The organism is Methanobrevibacter sp. TLL-48-HuF1 (assembly GCF_023617305.1).
GTDB classification, from domain to species: domain Archaea; phylum Methanobacteriota; class Methanobacteria; order Methanobacteriales; family Methanobacteriaceae; genus Methanocatella; species Methanocatella intestini.
On sequence record NZ_CP081485.1, the window covers coordinates 1008287 to 1025723 of the forward strand.

At 30.3% G+C, this 17437-nt stretch carries 11 protein-coding genes; 9 read left to right on the plus strand and 2 right to left on the minus strand.

What is annotated here, in order from left to right; translation table 11 throughout:
• The first annotated feature begins 70 nt into the window (after window positions 1-70).
• Window positions 71-6220 carry an Ig-like domain repeat protein gene (locus K4897_RS04795; protein WP_250415647.1) on the plus strand — a complete coding sequence of 2050 codons (6150 nt, stop codon included), beginning with the start codon at window positions 71-73 and terminating at the stop codon, window positions 6218-6220.
• A gap of 20 nt (window positions 6221-6240) precedes the next feature.
• Here K4897_RS04795 and rfbD read toward each other — a convergent pair whose 3' ends face one another.
• Window positions 6241-7083, minus strand: a complete 843-nt coding sequence (rfbD, locus tag K4897_RS04800; protein WP_011954427.1) for a dTDP-4-dehydrorhamnose reductase — start codon at window positions 7081-7083, stop codon at window positions 6241-6243.
• A 97-nt stretch (window positions 7084-7180) separates the two neighbouring features.
• Between rfbD and K4897_RS04805 the strand changes: the two genes are divergently transcribed.
• Window positions 7181-8419: a nucleotide sugar dehydrogenase gene (locus K4897_RS04805; protein ID WP_011954426.1), complete on the plus strand. Its 1239-nt coding sequence runs from the start codon at window positions 7181-7183 to the stop codon at window positions 8417-8419.
• 28 nt (window positions 8420-8447) lie between these two features.
• Here K4897_RS04805 and K4897_RS04810 read toward each other — a convergent pair whose 3' ends face one another.
• A complete protein-coding gene (locus K4897_RS04810) occupies window positions 8448-9677 on the minus strand; it encodes a DUF2264 domain-containing protein (RefSeq protein ID WP_048058686.1) in 1230 nt (409 codons plus the stop codon).
• Window positions 9678-9765: 88 nt separating this feature from the next.
• Here K4897_RS04810 and K4897_RS04815 point away from each other — a divergent pair, with 88 nt between their 5' ends.
• From K4897_RS04815 to mmp11, 7 genes are all read left to right on the plus strand, one after another.
• On the plus strand, window positions 9766-10767 hold the full coding sequence (locus tag K4897_RS04815; RefSeq protein ID WP_011954424.1) for a radical SAM/SPASM domain-containing protein: 1002 nt from the start codon (window positions 9766-9768) through the stop codon (window positions 10765-10767).
• A gap of 105 nt (window positions 10768-10872) precedes the next feature.
• Window positions 10873-12120 (plus strand): homoaconitase large subunit, encoded by a 1248-nt coding sequence (hacA, locus tag K4897_RS04820; RefSeq protein ID WP_011954423.1) that lies wholly within the window; start codon window positions 10873-10875, stop codon window positions 12118-12120.
• 4 nt (window positions 12121-12124) lie between these two features.
• The gene (locus K4897_RS04825; RefSeq protein ID WP_250415648.1) at window positions 12125-12607 is read left to right on the plus strand and encodes a 3-isopropylmalate dehydratase small subunit; all 483 of its coding nucleotides are present in this window, start codon (window positions 12125-12127) and stop codon (window positions 12605-12607) included.
• Window positions 12579-13589 (plus strand): isocitrate/isopropylmalate family dehydrogenase, encoded by a 1011-nt coding sequence (locus K4897_RS04830; protein WP_250415649.1) that lies wholly within the window; start codon window positions 12579-12581, stop codon window positions 13587-13589. The genes K4897_RS04825 and K4897_RS04830 overlap by 29 nt, the downstream gene beginning before the upstream one ends.
• Window positions 13590-13600: 11 nt before the next feature.
• Window positions 13601-15910 (plus strand): glycosyltransferase family 2 protein, encoded by a 2310-nt coding sequence (locus tag K4897_RS04835; protein WP_011954420.1) that lies wholly within the window; start codon window positions 13601-13603, stop codon window positions 15908-15910.
• A gap of 154 nt (window positions 15911-16064) precedes the next feature.
• A complete protein-coding gene (ribH, locus tag K4897_RS04840) occupies window positions 16065-16481 on the plus strand; it encodes a 6,7-dimethyl-8-ribityllumazine synthase (RefSeq protein ID WP_004032619.1) in 417 nt (138 codons plus the stop codon).
• A gap of 8 nt (window positions 16482-16489) precedes the next feature.
• A complete protein-coding gene (gene mmp11, locus K4897_RS04845; protein WP_011954419.1) occupies window positions 16490-17428 on the plus strand; it encodes a methanogenesis marker protein 11 in 939 nt (312 codons plus the stop codon).
• The last annotated feature ends 9 nt before the right edge of the window (window positions 17429-17437 follow it).

The window sequence follows — 17437 nt, forward strand, 5'->3', positions numbered from 1 at the left end:
TATAAATCAAATAAAATTTATAGTATAAGTTGTTAATATATTTAATATAAATAATAAGGAGAGGAATTTTGTGAAAAATAGAAAAAAAATAATTTTAATATTGTTGATTCTAGGATTATTTTTTATAGCATTAACCACAGTTAATGCTGAGGATAATTCAACTGCCACTTTAAATCAACCTAACATCAACAATGTTGAAATTTATGAAGAGGACAGCTCGACAGATATTGATGAATCGAATCAGAATAGCAAAAATATTGTTAAAAATGATTATAACTCAGAAAATGCACTTTTTAAAATCAAACCCGAAGATAAAATTGGAGACAACATATTTATCGGTCCAAGATATTCGTCTATTGAACTTACAATAACAGTTAATAACACAAATGATTTTAACAAAACGGGAAATATAACTGTAAATATTCATGTAACCGGCAAATTTACAATGGGTGAAGACGAATTTAACAAAACTTCTTTAATAATTTATGAAAATGACACCATCATAAAACAAAAAAACCTAAGCGAATTAAACCTACCTCCTTACCAACATTATACCACACCTGGAAATTACACATTCGATATAACTTTTCCATACCATGTGCAAGATAAAAGTATTTTAAAAGTGTATGCATTTGGAATATATTCCAATACTCTTGTTTTTGAAAAATTAAACAATTTACAATTAATAAATTTAACAAATAACAACATAATTATAGACAATACAATCAAATCCAATATTAGCTGGACAAATTCCATAAATTCTATTAAAAAGGCATTAGAGTTAGTTGAAAATAAAGGAACAATATACCTATCTAATTTTAACATAATCCATGACACCAATGAAAGTATTATAATAAATAAATCCGTTACAATAATTGGAAATAATGTTACTCTTAATGGATTTGAAAAAGAAAGCCTCTTCAATATAACAAATAATGCAGAAGTTACTTTTGTAAATTTAACAATCACAAATACCACAGGTTACAGCATAAATACAGAAGGAAAAGTTAATTTAATAAATTGTACATTTAAAAATATCCTTGGAAGAGCAATCAATAATACTGGGATGCTAAATTTAACTAATACATTATTTAACACTGATTCTATCTACCAACACCCCAAAGTAACTAATTTAAACAAAAATACAAATAATGGATTAATTTATAATGCAGGAACATTACATATAACAAATTGTAAATTTAATAATATTTACATTCCAAATCAAATAATAATGAAAAATAAGAATATAACCTGGATAGGAATAATTTATAATACTGAAAATGGTATACTGTCCATGGCCGACTCAAAATTTACAAATATTGAATTTAGAGCTATTAAAAACAATGGAAAAATAAATATTACTAATACTTCTTTTGAAAATAAAACAAAACTTCAAATAAATCAGATAATAAATGATACCACTTATCAAACATTAAATAATTATATATATCAGTCATATAGGGAAAAAGCTATAAAAAGTGTAGATGGATCAATAATTCATAATTCAAATATAATGATAATTGAAAATTCAAGTTTCAGAAATATCATGGATATTACTAATAATCAGGGTTATTTTAGTTCTTATATTGCACCTACAGATTATTTTGGATCTTTTGGATGGTTTGGAAGTGATAAAGGAATTATATATAATATTGGAAACTTTAAAATTAAAAATACATCATTTAACAATGTAAAAACAAAAACTGGGGGGGCAATCTATAACTCAGGAATTGGAACTATTGAAAATTCAAATTTTAATAATTTGACTTCAATTGGAAATGGTGGTTCCATATTAAATACTGAGAAATTAATTATAATAAATACAAACATTAGCAACTCAAAAACAAGAAACAATGGAGGAGGAATATATAATATAGGAGATTTAAATGCCACAAATATTATGATAACAACTTCCGAAGCAACACAAAGTGGTGCCATAACATATACTGCAGGTGGAGGAATATATAATGCAGGGAACATGTATCTTTTAAATTCATCAATAAGTAAAACATCAATAGGCAATACTAAGATCTACGGATCTGCAATTGAAAATACTGGAAATATGACCTTAAACAAAACTATAATCCACAATATAACTGGATATAGAGCAATACATAACGATGAAACAGGTAACTTATTAATAACCAATTCTATAATAAAAAACAATAAAATTTACTCAATAAAAAACTATGCAAATAAAGTTTTTTATGGCGCAATAGAAAATTCAGGTATTTTAACAATTAATAAAACAATCTTTGACAACAACATTAATGGAGATAACGATTTCTATTATCTTTCAGGAGCATTTAATATTTATAATAAAGGTACTTTAAATGCATTTTACAATATATTCATAAATACAAAACATTTAACTGTAAAAACACATGTTTACTACATTACCCCAACAGACCCATATGCATTCCTATTTAATGAAGGTACTATAAATATGGATTACAACTATTTTTGTACAAATACTAATCCTTATCCAAAAGATTCAAACACTGAAATAGGCAATTATCTTATATTCACATTTAAACCAGAATATAAATCTTTAAAAATTGGAGATACTATTCAACTTAAAGTAGATTTAAAACTAGCTAATGGAAAACTATTTACAGATTATAACTTACTTCCTGAAATGAATGTTACATTTACCACTATAATTGATGGAAAAGAAGTAAATATAACTAAACCTTTAATAAATGGAACCACCGTATTAGAATATAATTACACTTCTCAAAAAGGCCAATACAAAGTTTATGCTAATTTAGGAGGACACACAGAAGAAATAATTCTTGATGTTGGAAAAGAAACTTCAAAAATAGATGTGGATTTCAATAACAACATTATCTACGGTGAAGATGCAATATTTAAAATTAAAGTAAACGGAAACTACACACACATCCCAACTGGAAATGTAACAGTCATTATTAACGATAAAAAATATTCCATAAACTTAACTAATGGATTAGCTAATTTAACACTCACTAATTTAACACCTGGAACTTATAGTATTAAAATAATTTACGAAGGCGACTCAGATTATGCTAAAGTCTTCTATTACTGCAATTATACTGTAAATAAACATCCAACTACATTAAATATTACTGCACCTGAAGTTAAAATCGGGCAAAACGGAGAACTAATTATAAATCTTGAACCTGAAGGTTCCCAAACACAAGGTTACTTTTACATCAATGGAGAACTTAAACAAATAATTTACATTTATGCCGGAAAAACTACAATTCCACTTAAAAACTTTGCTGTTGGAGAATATAACCTTACAGTTGTTTTATGGGATTCAAAATACTATGAAAGCAGCAATGCAAGTACAATTTTTAAAGTAAGTAAATTTAACACTAATTTAACAATAAATGTAGATGATGTTAAAGCTGGAGAAGATGCAACAGCTACAATAACTGTAAATCCAAGCAATCTTCGCGGAGAAGCTATACTCTGTGTAAATGGCATAAATACTACAATATTTTTAAAATCAGAAGTAACAAACATTACACTACACAATTTAACTAGCGGAAGTTATAATGTAACTGTTTATTATCCCGGAGACTCCAAATACGCCCCATCAACTGCAACAACAACATTTAAAGTTCTAAGAGATTCATGCAATCTAACTGTAAATATTACATATAACAATGATTTAACCGGAATCATCAATGTAAAAACTAATCCCAACACCTGTACCGGCGAAGTTGGAGTTTATATCAATAAAGAATTCTATAAATTAACTCTCACAAACGGAACAGCTGTATTTAATGTTAATTTCACAAAAGGAAGCAATTACATTTATGTTTTATACCTTGGAGATAAACAGTTTGAATCTGCAAGCTGGAATACCACAATAAACATAACAAGCATTGATTTTATATTAACTGGTGAGAATTTAACAATCAAAGAGCAGGATAACTCAATATATCACTTTAATTTAACAGACAAACAAGGAAATCCTTACACCTATACAAAAGTTGAAATAAACATAGATAACAAAAATTACACAGTAATGACAAATTCTAAAGGTTTAGGTTATCTTAATTTAAATTTAAAAGCAGGAGAATATATCCTTAAAGCAACATTCAATGGAATTACAGCCAAAAACAAAATTATTGTAAAACCAGCAGATTTAAATATTGACATTAAAGACATTTTAGCCGGAGAAACTGAAGTAATTACTGTTAAATTACCTGCCAATGCAACAGGAACTATATTATTTGTTATAGATGGTAAAACTTACAGTAAAACATTGAAAAATGGAACTGCAAGTGTTGAAATAGCTAATTTAACCTTAGGAAAACATACATTAAAAGTAATTTACTCAGGAGATTCCAACTATACCAATAACACAAAAGAAGTTGAATTCAATATTAAAAACTCATTATCCTCCATTACAATCAATACAATTAAAGACAGTATCTATGGTGAATCCATTACTATAACAGCCAACATTACAAGCGGTGCAAATGGAAACGTTACTTTTACTATTGACCATGACTCAAAAACTGTTGAAATAGTAAACGGAGTAGCCAAAGTTACATTCAATAAAGTCAATGCAGGAAATAAAAATGTTAAAGCAACCTACAACGGAAACAATATTTACCAAGGCTCCTCTGACACCAAAGAATTTAAAATAGCTAAAGCACCTTCAAATATAAACATTATAACTTCAGAAATCATAGAAGGCCAAAATATTAGAATATATGCAGTAGTAAATGATGATGCTACAGGTAATGTTACATTTAGAATTTTAGGATTATATTCACCAAGAAATAAAACCATCAGCAACGGTAATGCATCATGGTTAATTTCACCATTAACAAGTGGATCATACACCATAAATGCATATTATAATGGAGATAATAATTATTTAAGTTCCAATACAACTAAAATACTTGTAATCAATCAAACAAGAAGTATATTGAAAGTTAATGTTGAAATAGGTGAAAATGAAATAATATTTAGTGCAACTCTTAAAACAGAAGATGGAAGACCAATTACAGGTAATGTAACTTTAGAGCTTAATAAAGAGTTCTATAAAATAGTAATAACTGATGGTGTTGGTTTTAGAAGCTTTGATAAACTTCCAGAGGGCAAATACACATATTCTGCAACATATAAAGGAACTGATAAAATTTCTCGAGCTACTGACAACGGAACTTTTGAAATCAAATCTGTTGAGTATAATGTTATTTTAAATGCTCCTGATGTTAAAATGATTTATCATGACGGTACAAGATTTATAGCTACTTTAACTGATAAACAGGGAAATCCTATAAGAGATGCTGCAATTGAAATAACAATTAACGGAAAAACCTATACTAAAACAACAGATGAAAAAGGTGTTGTAAGTTTAGGATTGAGCTTGGACAGTGGAATATACACAGTAACTGTTAACTTTAAAGGATTATTAAACTATACTCCGATAACCAGGCAGGCGAAAGTTACTATTGAACCGACAGTTAAAGGATTGGACGTTGTTAAAATGTTTAGAAACAATACTCAGTATTATGCTATATTTACTGATTCACAGGGAAATCCTCTTAAAAACAAAGATATTCAGTTTAATATCAATGGTGTCTTTTACACTAAAACCACCAATGATAAAGGAATAGCTATGATGGGTATTAACTTAAATCCCGGCAAATATGTTATAACAGCAATTAACCTTGTTACTGGTGAGCAGTCAGGTAATAATATTACTGTAAAATCACTGATTGTTCAAAATGATTTAACTAAATACTATTTGAATGCTTCCAGATTCCAGACAACCATCTACAACAAGGACGGATCATTAGCTGCAAACAAGGAAGTAACCTTTAACATCAACGGTGTATTCTACCACAAAAAAACAGATGAAAACGGTATTGCAAGCCTGGGAATCTCTTTAAGACCTGGAGAATACATAATAACCACAATGGTTGACGGATTAAGTATAGGAAACAAAGTCAATGTATTGCCGACATTAATTACTAAAAACTTAAACATGAAATACCTGGACGGAAGCAGCTTCACTGCACAAACATTAGACGGTCAAGGCAAACCAATAGCTAACCAAAATGTATCATTTAATGTAAACGGAGTATTTTACCACAAACTCACAGACAATAACGGTATTGCCAAATTAGGAATCAGACTGATGGCCGGTGAATACATCATAACTTCCTACTGGAACGACTTCCAAACAGGAAACACAATAAAAATATCTTAAGAGAATTAACTAATTCTCTTTTATTTTTTTAAACAAAACAGATAATCTTTAATAGCTTCTTTATAGCTTCTTAAAGGTTCAAAACCATTATCGACCCATCTTTTATTATTTAAAACTGAATAGCTAGGTCTTGGTGCAGGTCTTGCAAATTCACTAGCTGTTACCGGAGTGACTTTTACATCCACTTCTGCTACTTCAAAGATATATTTTGCAAATTCACACCATGAACAGCTTCCGGAGTTTGTAATATGATAAATACCATAATAATCAGTTTCTATTAATTTTCCAATGGCTTCTGCTAAATCCAGAGTGTATGTCGGAGTTCCTACTTCATCATAAACTACTGTTAATTCATCATGTGTTTTAGCCAGTTCCAGCATTGTTTTTGGGAAATTGCCTCCATTAATTCCATATAACCATGCTGTACGAACAATAAAAAATTTATCGAGTATTTCCTGAATAGCCTCTTCACCTTCAAGTTTACTTTTTCCATAAACACTTATAGGACCAATTTCATCATCTTCAACCCATGGAGTGTCATTTTTGCCATTGAAAACATAATCTGTACTGATATGGACTAATGGACAGTCAGCTTCCCTGCATCCAATAGCCAAATTCCTTACACCTTCCCCATTTACACTGAAAGCCAGTTTCTGGTTTTCTTCACATCCGTCAACATTGGTGTATGCTGCAGAATTTATAACTATATCAGGTTTATTTTCTTTTATAAATTCAACTGTATGCTCTTTATCAGTAATGTCCAATGTTTTAGATGTTGTAAGTATAAGTTCATGTTTGTCATTTAAAACATCTGTCAAATCATGACCTAACATCCCATTAGATCCTGTAATTAAAACTTTCATAATTATCCCTATTTTTATTTAATAAAAACTAAATATTATTTATATTAATAAACATAATATATTTAATTATTTGAAAAATAAAAGGGGCTTTTTATTTATGAAAATTTGTATTATTGGACAAGGCTACATCGGATTGCCAACAGCTGCACTTTTTACAAAAAATCACTGTGAAGTTGTTGGAGTAGATGTTAATGAAAAGGTTGTTGAAACTTTAAATCAGGGAAAAATTCATATTGAAGAACCTGGAATTGGTGAAATAATTAAAAAAGCTGTTGAAAAAGGCGTATATTCTGCTTCAACAACACCTGTAAAAGCTGATGCATTTATAATAACTGTGCCAACACCATACATTGCTGAAAATTACACATGTGATTTAAGTTATGTTATCAGTGCATGTGAATCCATACTTCCTTATTTGGAAAAAGGAAATACTGTAATTGTTGAATCTACAATAGCTCCAATGTCTATGGATGATTATGTTAAACCTATTTTTGAAAAAGCCGGTTACACAATAGGAAAAGACTTATACCTTGCCCATTGCCCTGAGAGAGTCCTTCCAGGAAAAATCATGTATGAATTAGTACATAATGATCGTATTGTAGGTGGAATAACCCCTGAATGCTCAATTAAAGCCAGTGAAGTTTATGGTCAGTTTGTTGAAGGTGCATTAATGAAAACAGAAGCAAAAACTGCAGAATTATCCAAATGTATGGAAAATACTTTTAGAGACGTTAACATTGCACTAGCTAATGAACTTACAAAAATATGTACTAAAATAGGAGTAAATGCATTGGATGTAATTGAAATGGCAAATAAACATCCAAGAGTAAACCTGCACTCACCAGGACCTGGAGTTGGAGGACACTGCCTAGCTATTGACCCTTATTTCATTTATTCAAAAGCACCGGAATATGCAAAAATAATAAAACTAGCCAGAGACACCAACAACTCAATGCCCGAATTTGTATATGAAAATGTTAAAAAAATAACACCAAATGGCAAAATAGCAGTTTTAGGAGTTGCATATAAAGGAAACACTGGTGATGACAGGGAAAGTCCGGCATATGAGATAATAGCTAAATTAAAAGAAGACAACTATGAAATAAGCATCTGTGATCCCCATGTAGCCAATGAAGAATATGTTGATTTAAAGCAGGCTACCAAAGATGCAAACCTTATTTTAATATTATGTGACCATGATGAGTTTAAAGACCTTGATTACGATTTAATCAAAGAAAACATGGAAAAAGCAATTATATTCGACACTAAAAATATAATAAAAGAAGTACCTGAAGACATTAAGCTTTACAATTATGGAAATTTATTTAGTCTTTAAAAACAATAAAAAGAGAAAAAAAGAAAAATTAGAAATCAATTGATTGATCAGGTTCTACTGGATTACCATTCCAAGCTTTTAAAGTAGTCCATTCTTCAAAAGGACCTACCCAAAATGAATCATTGAAAGATAAACCTAAAGGTAAAAATATTGCACAACATCCATAAAGACTGCCTGTATTGATATCCTTTTCAGCAATTTCAGCTTGGCAGCCATTTAATCCAATAGTTAACCATCCCTTATTATCAAAGTTTTGATGGCCTCCAAATTGAGTTCTTAACACTTTAGTTAAAGCTGACCTAACCTGTGATGTTTCCATATTTCTTGGCAATATTTTAAATAATGCTGCTTGAGCTAATAAATGGAAAATTCCTGTACGATAAGCCATTGATTTTCCTAAAAGAGGGTATGTACCTTCTGGAGAAATTATACGTTCTAATTGAGATGCATATCTGCTGGATCTCATTAATTGAACATCCAATAACTCTCCTTCGTTAATACCATATTTTCTCATTACTTTTAAAATATCATTAAGCATAGGATGAATAAAAATACTGTTATAGTAATTTACATCAAATTCAGGACCGTCTGCATAAATTGCATCTCCAAGATACCATTCATCTCTAAATTTACGAATACTATAAGTTAAACGTTCCCTATCACATTCACCAGTAAATTCTAAAAGAGTAGCTTCAATCATGGAAGTAAATAGCAGCCAGTGATTTTCAAATGGTGCAATTATCCTTGTATTTTTAAGTTCGTAAATAACTCTAGCTTGAACATCCATTGGTAAATTATTCCATATTTGAGTTTTGGACCTAAGTAAACCTTGAGCAAATAAAGCCATGCTCATTAAAGATTGTTTAGGCTCTGTAAAAAGAATATAATCTTTACTATTTGGATTTACTGCATTACTAATAGCTTTTAAAGTTAATACAATATACTTTTCACGAATTTTACCTTCTTCAGATTCATCAGGTCCCAATTCTAACCACGGCGCAATTCCATTAAAAACATTTGAAAATGCCCCAAGATGAGCAAATTTATTGCTTTCAGAGCTAAATGATTCAATAGACATGTTTTTCTTAAGAGACTCCTTTTTAAGATTGTTTAATACTGGAAATGCAATCTTTTGCAAGGTTTCTACCCAAAAAATCCTATCCTCCCAAACTGGAGGTTGTTCTTCAATAACCTGATTATCATTTTTTTTAAATCGTCCAAAGAATGAGTTATTCATGAACAGTATTTTATTATACATAATATTTAAAGTTTTTAATAAATCGACATTCCACAAAAAATAAAAATACCTCAAAAACAAAAGCATTAAACAAAAGGGGTTAAAGATTATGTTTTCAAACAATATTAAAAAATTAATAAATAAATTAAAAAAACCATCAACAAATAAAAAAGTTTCAAAAGTTGAAAATACTGAAGAAACAGATTATAATTTAAAAACCAAACAAAAAGATGAAGAAATATTTCAGAACATCTATAATTTAATTGATAATTTTATGAAAACAACTCCTAATCCATTATTTAACAATATAGAAATTGAAACTGTTAACAGATGTAACGGAACATGCTCTTTTTGTCCTGTTAACAAGAATCAAGACCCTAGAGAATATAAAAAAATGCCTAAAGAACTGTTTGAAAAAATAATCAAAGAGCTAAAAGAAATTAATTATGATGGAGCTATTGCACTCCATTCCAATAATGAACCATTGCTTGATAAAGAAATCTATAATTATGCCGAATATGCTAGAAAAGAGCTTCCAAATAGCTATATTTACCTATATACAAATGGTACATTATTAACAATAGACAAATTTCTTGATTTAACCGAAAATTTGGATTTAATAGTTATTGATAACTATAATGATAACATACAACTTATTGAACCAGTAAAAGAAATTTTTGACTATTGTATCCAACATCCCGAACTTAAAAAGAAAGTTTTAATTGATTTAAGACTTCAAAATCAAATTTTAACAAGCAGAGGCGGGCAGTCAGACAACAGAAATGAAATTTTAACCTTAAAATCATCCTGTTTATTACCATTTAACAAAATAGTTGTTCAACCAGATGGTAAAGTCCCATTATGCTGTTGTGATCCTTTTGGAAAAGTTATTTTAGGAGATTTAAACACTGCAAAACTTGTAGATATTTGGAATGGTAAAAAAGCTAAAGAAATACGTGAAATTCTCTATAAAAAAGAAAATAGCAGAAAAAACTTAGAATTATGCAAGCAATGTGATGTTTTAGTTGAAAAATTAGACGGAATACCTTATACTAATACAGATATAACAAATCAATGGGAAAACTTATACTCTATTTTTAATATTCAATAAAAAAAAATGAAATTTTGAAAAAAAAATAAACAAAGCCCCATTCTAAAATAGTTTATATAGTACAAACATCTATATATTTATCATTAATATGTGAGGTTTAAAAATATGCCAAAAACAATGTCTGAAAAAATATTAGCTAAAGCAGCTGGTAAAGACGAAGTTGAGGCTGGAGATATTGTTATCGCCAATATTGATGTTGCAATGACTCATGATTTAACCGGACCTCTTTCAGTACAATCTTTTGAGAAAATTGGTGCTACTAAAGTCTGGGACCCGTCAAAAATTGTAATACCATTCGATCATCAAGTTCCAGCTGATTCTATCGACTCAGCTAACAATCATATTATAATGAGAAAATTTGTTAAAGAACAGAAAATTGAAAACTTTTATGATGTTAATGCAGGAGTCTGCCATCAGATTCTTCCAGAATTAGGACATGTTGTTCCTGGAGAAGTTATTGTTGGTGCAGATTCACATACCTGTACTCATGGAGCTTTAGGTGCGTTTTCAACAGGAATTGGTTCTACAGATATGGCTATGGTATTTGCAGAAGGTAATTTATGGTTTAAAGTACCTGAAACCAACAGATTTGAAATCACCGGTGAATTAAAAGATAATGTTTATGCTAAAGATGTTATTTTAAATATTATCGGCCAGGTAGGCGTTGACGGTTCAACATATAAAGCCTGTGAATTTGCAGGAGAAACTGTTTCAAATATGAGCATTTCTGACAGAATGGTTTTAACAAATATGGCTATTGAAATGGGTGGAAAAACTGGTTTAGTAGAACCTGATAAAAAAACTATTGATTATGTAGAAAGCCGTTCCAACAAAGCATATAAAGTATTTAAAACTGACTTAGATGCTCCGTCACTTAATATTATTGATATTGACGTAAGTGAGTTGGAACCGCAAGTAGCCTGTCCTCACCATGTAGACAATGTTAAAGCAGTAAGTGAAGTGGATCAGGAAATTGACCAAGTATTCCTCGGATCCTGTACCAATGGTAGGATTAGTGACTTAAGAGATGCTGCTAAAATATTAAAAGGTAAAAAAGTAGCTAAAGGAACCAGAATGTTAGTTATTCCAGCTTCCAAAGAAGTATACTCTAAAGCACTTGATGAAGGATTACTTAAAATATTTGTTGATGCAGGAGCTTTAGTATCTGCTCCATGCTGCGGTCCATGTCTTGGAGGACATACCGGAATCATAGGACCTGGAGAAGTAAGCCTTTCCACATCTAACAGAAACTTTAAAGGCAGACAAGGAAGTCCAGATGGAAAAGTTTACCTGTCTTCTGCTGCAGTAGCTGCTGCTTCAGCTATTGAAGGAAGAATTGTTGCACCGGAGTGAGAATATGAAAGGAACTGTTTGGAAATTCGGAGACGATATTGATACTGACATTATCCTTCCAGGAAGATATTTAATTTATACAAATGAAGAAAGATTATCCCAACACTGTATGGAAGGATTAGATGATAAATTTAATGAAAAATGCAAAAAAGGTGACTTTATTGTAGCTGGCAAAAACTTTGGATGCGGATCTTCCAGAGAACATGCCCCAATAGCTTTAAAAGGTGTTGGAGTAGCTGCAGTAATAGCTGAATCATTTGCAAGAATCTTTTACAGAAATGCTACAAATGTTGGAGTTCCACTTCTTGAAGCTCCAGGTATAAGTAAACTTGTAGAAAATGGAGAAGAAATAGAAGTAGACATGGATAAAGGAACTATAACATCCGAAAATGGAGAAACAATTACATTTAAAAAATTACCTCCATTTATGTTAGAAATATTAGAAAAAGGTGGTTTAATTGAGTACCTCAAACAAAAAAGACAATAAATATCAGATAGCTGTTATTCCAGGTGATGGAATAGGTAAAGAAGTTATGGAAGCAACAATCTCTGTTTTAGACGAATTAGATGTTGATTTTGATTATATTTATGGTATAGCAGGTGACGAATGCAATGAAGAACATGGAACACCTCTTCCTCAGGAAACTATCGATATTGTAAGGGATTCTGATGCATGTTTATTTGGAGCTGCCGGAGAAACTGCAGCAGATGTTATTGTAAAAATCCGTCAGGAAATGAAAATGTTTGCTAATTTAAGACCTGTCAAATCTTATCCTAACACCAAATCATTATTTGAAAATGTTGACTTTATGATTGTAAGGGAAAATACAGAAGGATTATACATTGCAGACCAGGAAGAAGAAACCGAAGATGGTGCAATAGCTAAACGTGTTATTACAAGAGAAGCTGAAGAACGTATTATTGATTATGCTTTTCAATATGCAAAGGACAACAACAGAACTAAAGTTACTGCAGTTCACAAAGCTAATGTTCTTAAAAAAACCGACGGATTATTTAAAAAAATATTCTACGAAGTCGGCGAAAAATATCCGGATATTGATACTGAAGACTTTTACGTTGATGCAACAGCAATGTATCTTGTAACACAGCCTCAGGAATTCCAGGTTGTTGTAACTACCAATTTATTTGGAGATATTTTATCTGATGAAGGTGCAGGACTTGTTGGCGGACTTGGTTTAATTCCATCAGCAAATATTGGAGCAGATGGTGCTTTATTTGAACCTGTTCATGGTTCAGCACCGGATATTGCAGGTCAGCAAAAAGCAAATCCAATAGCTATGATGCTCTCAGCAATTATGATGCTTAGATACCTTGGTGAAAATGATGCTGCTGACAAATTTGATGCTGCTATTTTAAAAGTATTAAGTGAAGGTAAAACCTTAACTGGTGATTTAGGCGGCAGTGCAACTACCATGAAAGTAGCACAAGCTGTTAAAAATGCATTATAAGAGGAAATCATATGATTAAAGAATCTAATTTAGAAAAAGGCATAAGTGCCATTATCCCAACATACAAGGGAGAAGCGTTTATTTCTAAATTATTGGATTCTTTAATTAACCAAACCATTAATCCAAATCTTTTTGAAGCTGTTTTTATTGTTAACGGAGAATTAGATTCAACACCAGACATTATTAAAAAATACCAGGAGGAAAATCCTCAAATCAATATTATTTTAACTTATAGTGACCCCGGAGTATCTAATGCTCGAAATCATGGAATTGAACTTATAAATAAAGAGTACACTATTTTTATTGATGATGATGACTACATCAGCTATAATTACTTTGAAAAAATGTATGAATATGCTAAAAAAGACCGTATAGTTATTGGAACTTTTTATGATGTTGATCAAAATAGCGGTGAAGTCAGAGACTCTTATTTAACTCCCAAATTAGAAAAATCAGGATTATTCAAAAATCCTTATGATAATTTAAGAGAAATGCTTACAATTACAACAGACAAATTAGTTCCAACTGATATTGTAAAAAAATACTCTTTTAATCCTGATTTAAAAAATGGTGTTGATATCGCCTATTATATTCAACTTTATGTAGATTATGACTTTGAATTTTACATAATTGATAAAAACCAAGGTGCCAATTATTATCGTCTGCTAAGAGATAATTCTATTTCAAGAATGCCTTTATCTTATGATTTTAATGTTACAGACCGTTTAAAAGTAATTAATGAAATTAATAAGAATTTAAAAAGAGCTAAAAAAATAGAAGTCACCAGTTTTTTAAAAACATTAACTGGAGGACAAGTTTTTAAAATAAATCAATACTTGGAAAAACATCCTGAGGATTATAAAAAAGTATTGGAAGATATAAATAGTTATAACTTTGATTTTTTCCCATTTAAATATTTAAATGAAGATATCTCCAAATTAGATAATCCTAAAAGAGAATTAATAATATCTTATGCTTTTAGCCCAACAAACACTGCAACAAGCAATACAGTAGCTAAAAGAATTTTAACTGAGAAAAAAAATGTAGATGTTATTTGTGGAAGTCTGGATGAATTGGATAAAGATTTTACACTTGAAAATATTGTTAATCAATTTTTAATAAATAAAATAGTAATTGAAAGCAATTTTTCCACTGGCTGGGAAAATATTAAAAACTTTGTAAAAAAATCAATGGCTGCTTTAGACAATGCAGAAGTCTATGATAAAATTTACAGTAGAGCCAATTTTGTCCATTCACATTTTTTAGCGATTGAATATAAATTAGCCCATCCTGAAACCTATTGGCGTGCAGAATTTTCAGATCCATTAATTTACGCCTTCGGAAAAGACAAATTAAGTGTAGCTATTGAAGATGAAGACTACATTGGAAGAATTAATGAAAAATTAAATCTGAATTTATCAGTTAATGATGATATAAACTGCATTTGTGAGTATTTAACCTTTTTATTGTGTGATGAGATAATCTTTACCAATAAAAATCAGAAAGAGGTTATGATTAGCACCAATCCCTATGATGTTAAAGATATTGTTAATAAAAAAGCTAAAATTAGCTCCCATCCCACATTAGATATGAAATATTACTATGCTTTTAAAAGTAGCTATAATATAGACAATAACTATTTAAATTTAGCATATTTCGGGGATATATACAGCAATAGACATTTTGAAGACTTTATAAATGCATTTGATAGTTTAAATGAAAATATAAGAAATAAAATTCGTTTACACATATTTACATCATCTATAACTCTATTTCAACAGGTATTAAGTTCAAAAATATATGAAAAAACTATTTTAAACCCTTCAGTTGATTTTTTAGAATTTTTAAACCTTACAACAAAATTTGATGTTTTGCTTGTTGAAGACAGCCAAAAAGGCAATTTTAAAATTAATCCCTATCTGCCTTCAAAAATCTCCGACTATAAAGGCAGTGGAAGTTCAATTTGGGGAGTTTGTGAATCTGAAAGTGTAATGGACAACTTAGATATTGATTACAAATCCAAATTAAATAATATTGATTCTGGAAAAACAGCCATTGAAAATATTGTAAAAGACAAACTAAATATTGAAAATAATGTTTTGAATAATGACATTAATCCAGAAGAGTACTATCATCAAAGACTAATACAATTAACCCAAAAAATATCCGAATTAATTGATGTATGCCAAGAAGAGTTTAGAAAAGACAGTGAATATGAAAATAAAATCAGTGAATTAGAAAATATTAATTCCCAAATATTAAATTCAAATAGTTGGAAGGCTACTGAAAAGTTAAGAAAAATTAAAAGAAAATTTAAATAATAATAAAAATCTTAAATTATAATATTATCTAAATGAGGAAAATAATATGAAAATCGATAAAAAAAGAGCAGCTGCACTTTTTATCATCTTAATTATGGTATTAAGTGGTGTTGCAAGTTTTATGTTAATGGTTATCTAATTGGAGGACTTAAAAATGGCAAAATATAATATAGGCGCAGTAGTCGCTGAATTTAATTATGACATAACTCAGATGATGTTAGGTTTAGCTAAAGAAGAAGCTAAATCCAGAGACTGTGAAATTACACAGGTAGTAACCGTTCCTGGAGTATTTGATATGGCATTAGCTATTAAAAAATTACTTGAAAAAGATGAAATTGATGCAGTAATCACTCTTGGAGCAGTAATTGAAGGAGCTACAGACCACGACCAAATTGTAGCACAGCATGCATCCCGTAAAATAGCTGACTTATCCTTAGAATACGAAAAACCAGTAGCTTTAGGAATCAGCGGACCAGGTATGACAAGATTAGATGCACACAAACGTGTAGATTACGGTAAAAGAGCTGTTGAAGCAGCTATTAAAATGTGCGATAGATTAAACGAAATTTAGATGATTACATGGAAATTCTAAAACCTGATCAGTTAAAAGAAAAATTTAATGACCCCTGGATTGCACCCTACCAAAAAGTATTGACAATGGTAGATGGAGATAAAGTCGAAATCGTTGAATTCCACCCTTGTATTTCAGGATCACACTGGTTACTTTACCAATACAAAAACAACAGTGATTTAATTGATTCTGCATACAGAGATGGAAACAAACATGTTTATTCATGCCATATAGGTTGTGCTCCACTTGATTTAAAAGCTAGTTTTAATGCAGCAGGAATTGATGAGATTATTGTTGATGGAGATGAAGTCAAAGTAACTCATGCAGGCCTTGCTGGAGCTGGTGTAGGTGCTGGAATGTGTAGAGGAATGGGCGAAGGTGTTAAATACATTGAACTTCTTGAAGAAGGGGGAGGTTCTAAAGTAGGAAGAGCCAGAGTAGTTACCCCTAAACTTGAAAAAGTAGTTATTGGTGTCGATGACACTGATATTAAAGATGCTGGTGCTACCTGGACAATGGCTCATAATTTAGGTGTTGAACTTAAAAATGAAGGATTTGAATATTTGGATCACATTATTGTTCAGTTATATCCCCATAACCCACACAAAACACAAAATTGCGTTTCAATTGCATTAACTTTTGCAGTGCCTGAAGATAAAAAAGAAGAATTAATCAAAAGAACTGTAGAAATTCTTAAAAGAGATACATTATCTGATAAAACCGCAATTGCAGTTTTAGAAGGATTAGAAATTCCTGAAAAATTAAGACAGTATTCAATAGCTACCAAGTCTGGAATGATGGATATTGAAACTGCTGAAGCTACAGCTAAAGAATTAGGTATTGATTTAATAGCTGTTACAGGAGACCAAGGAAAAGTTGGTGCTCTTGCAGCTCTTGGACTTTATAATGATGTTGAAGAAGCTGTAAAAGTTTATGACAAATCATAAACTTTCTTT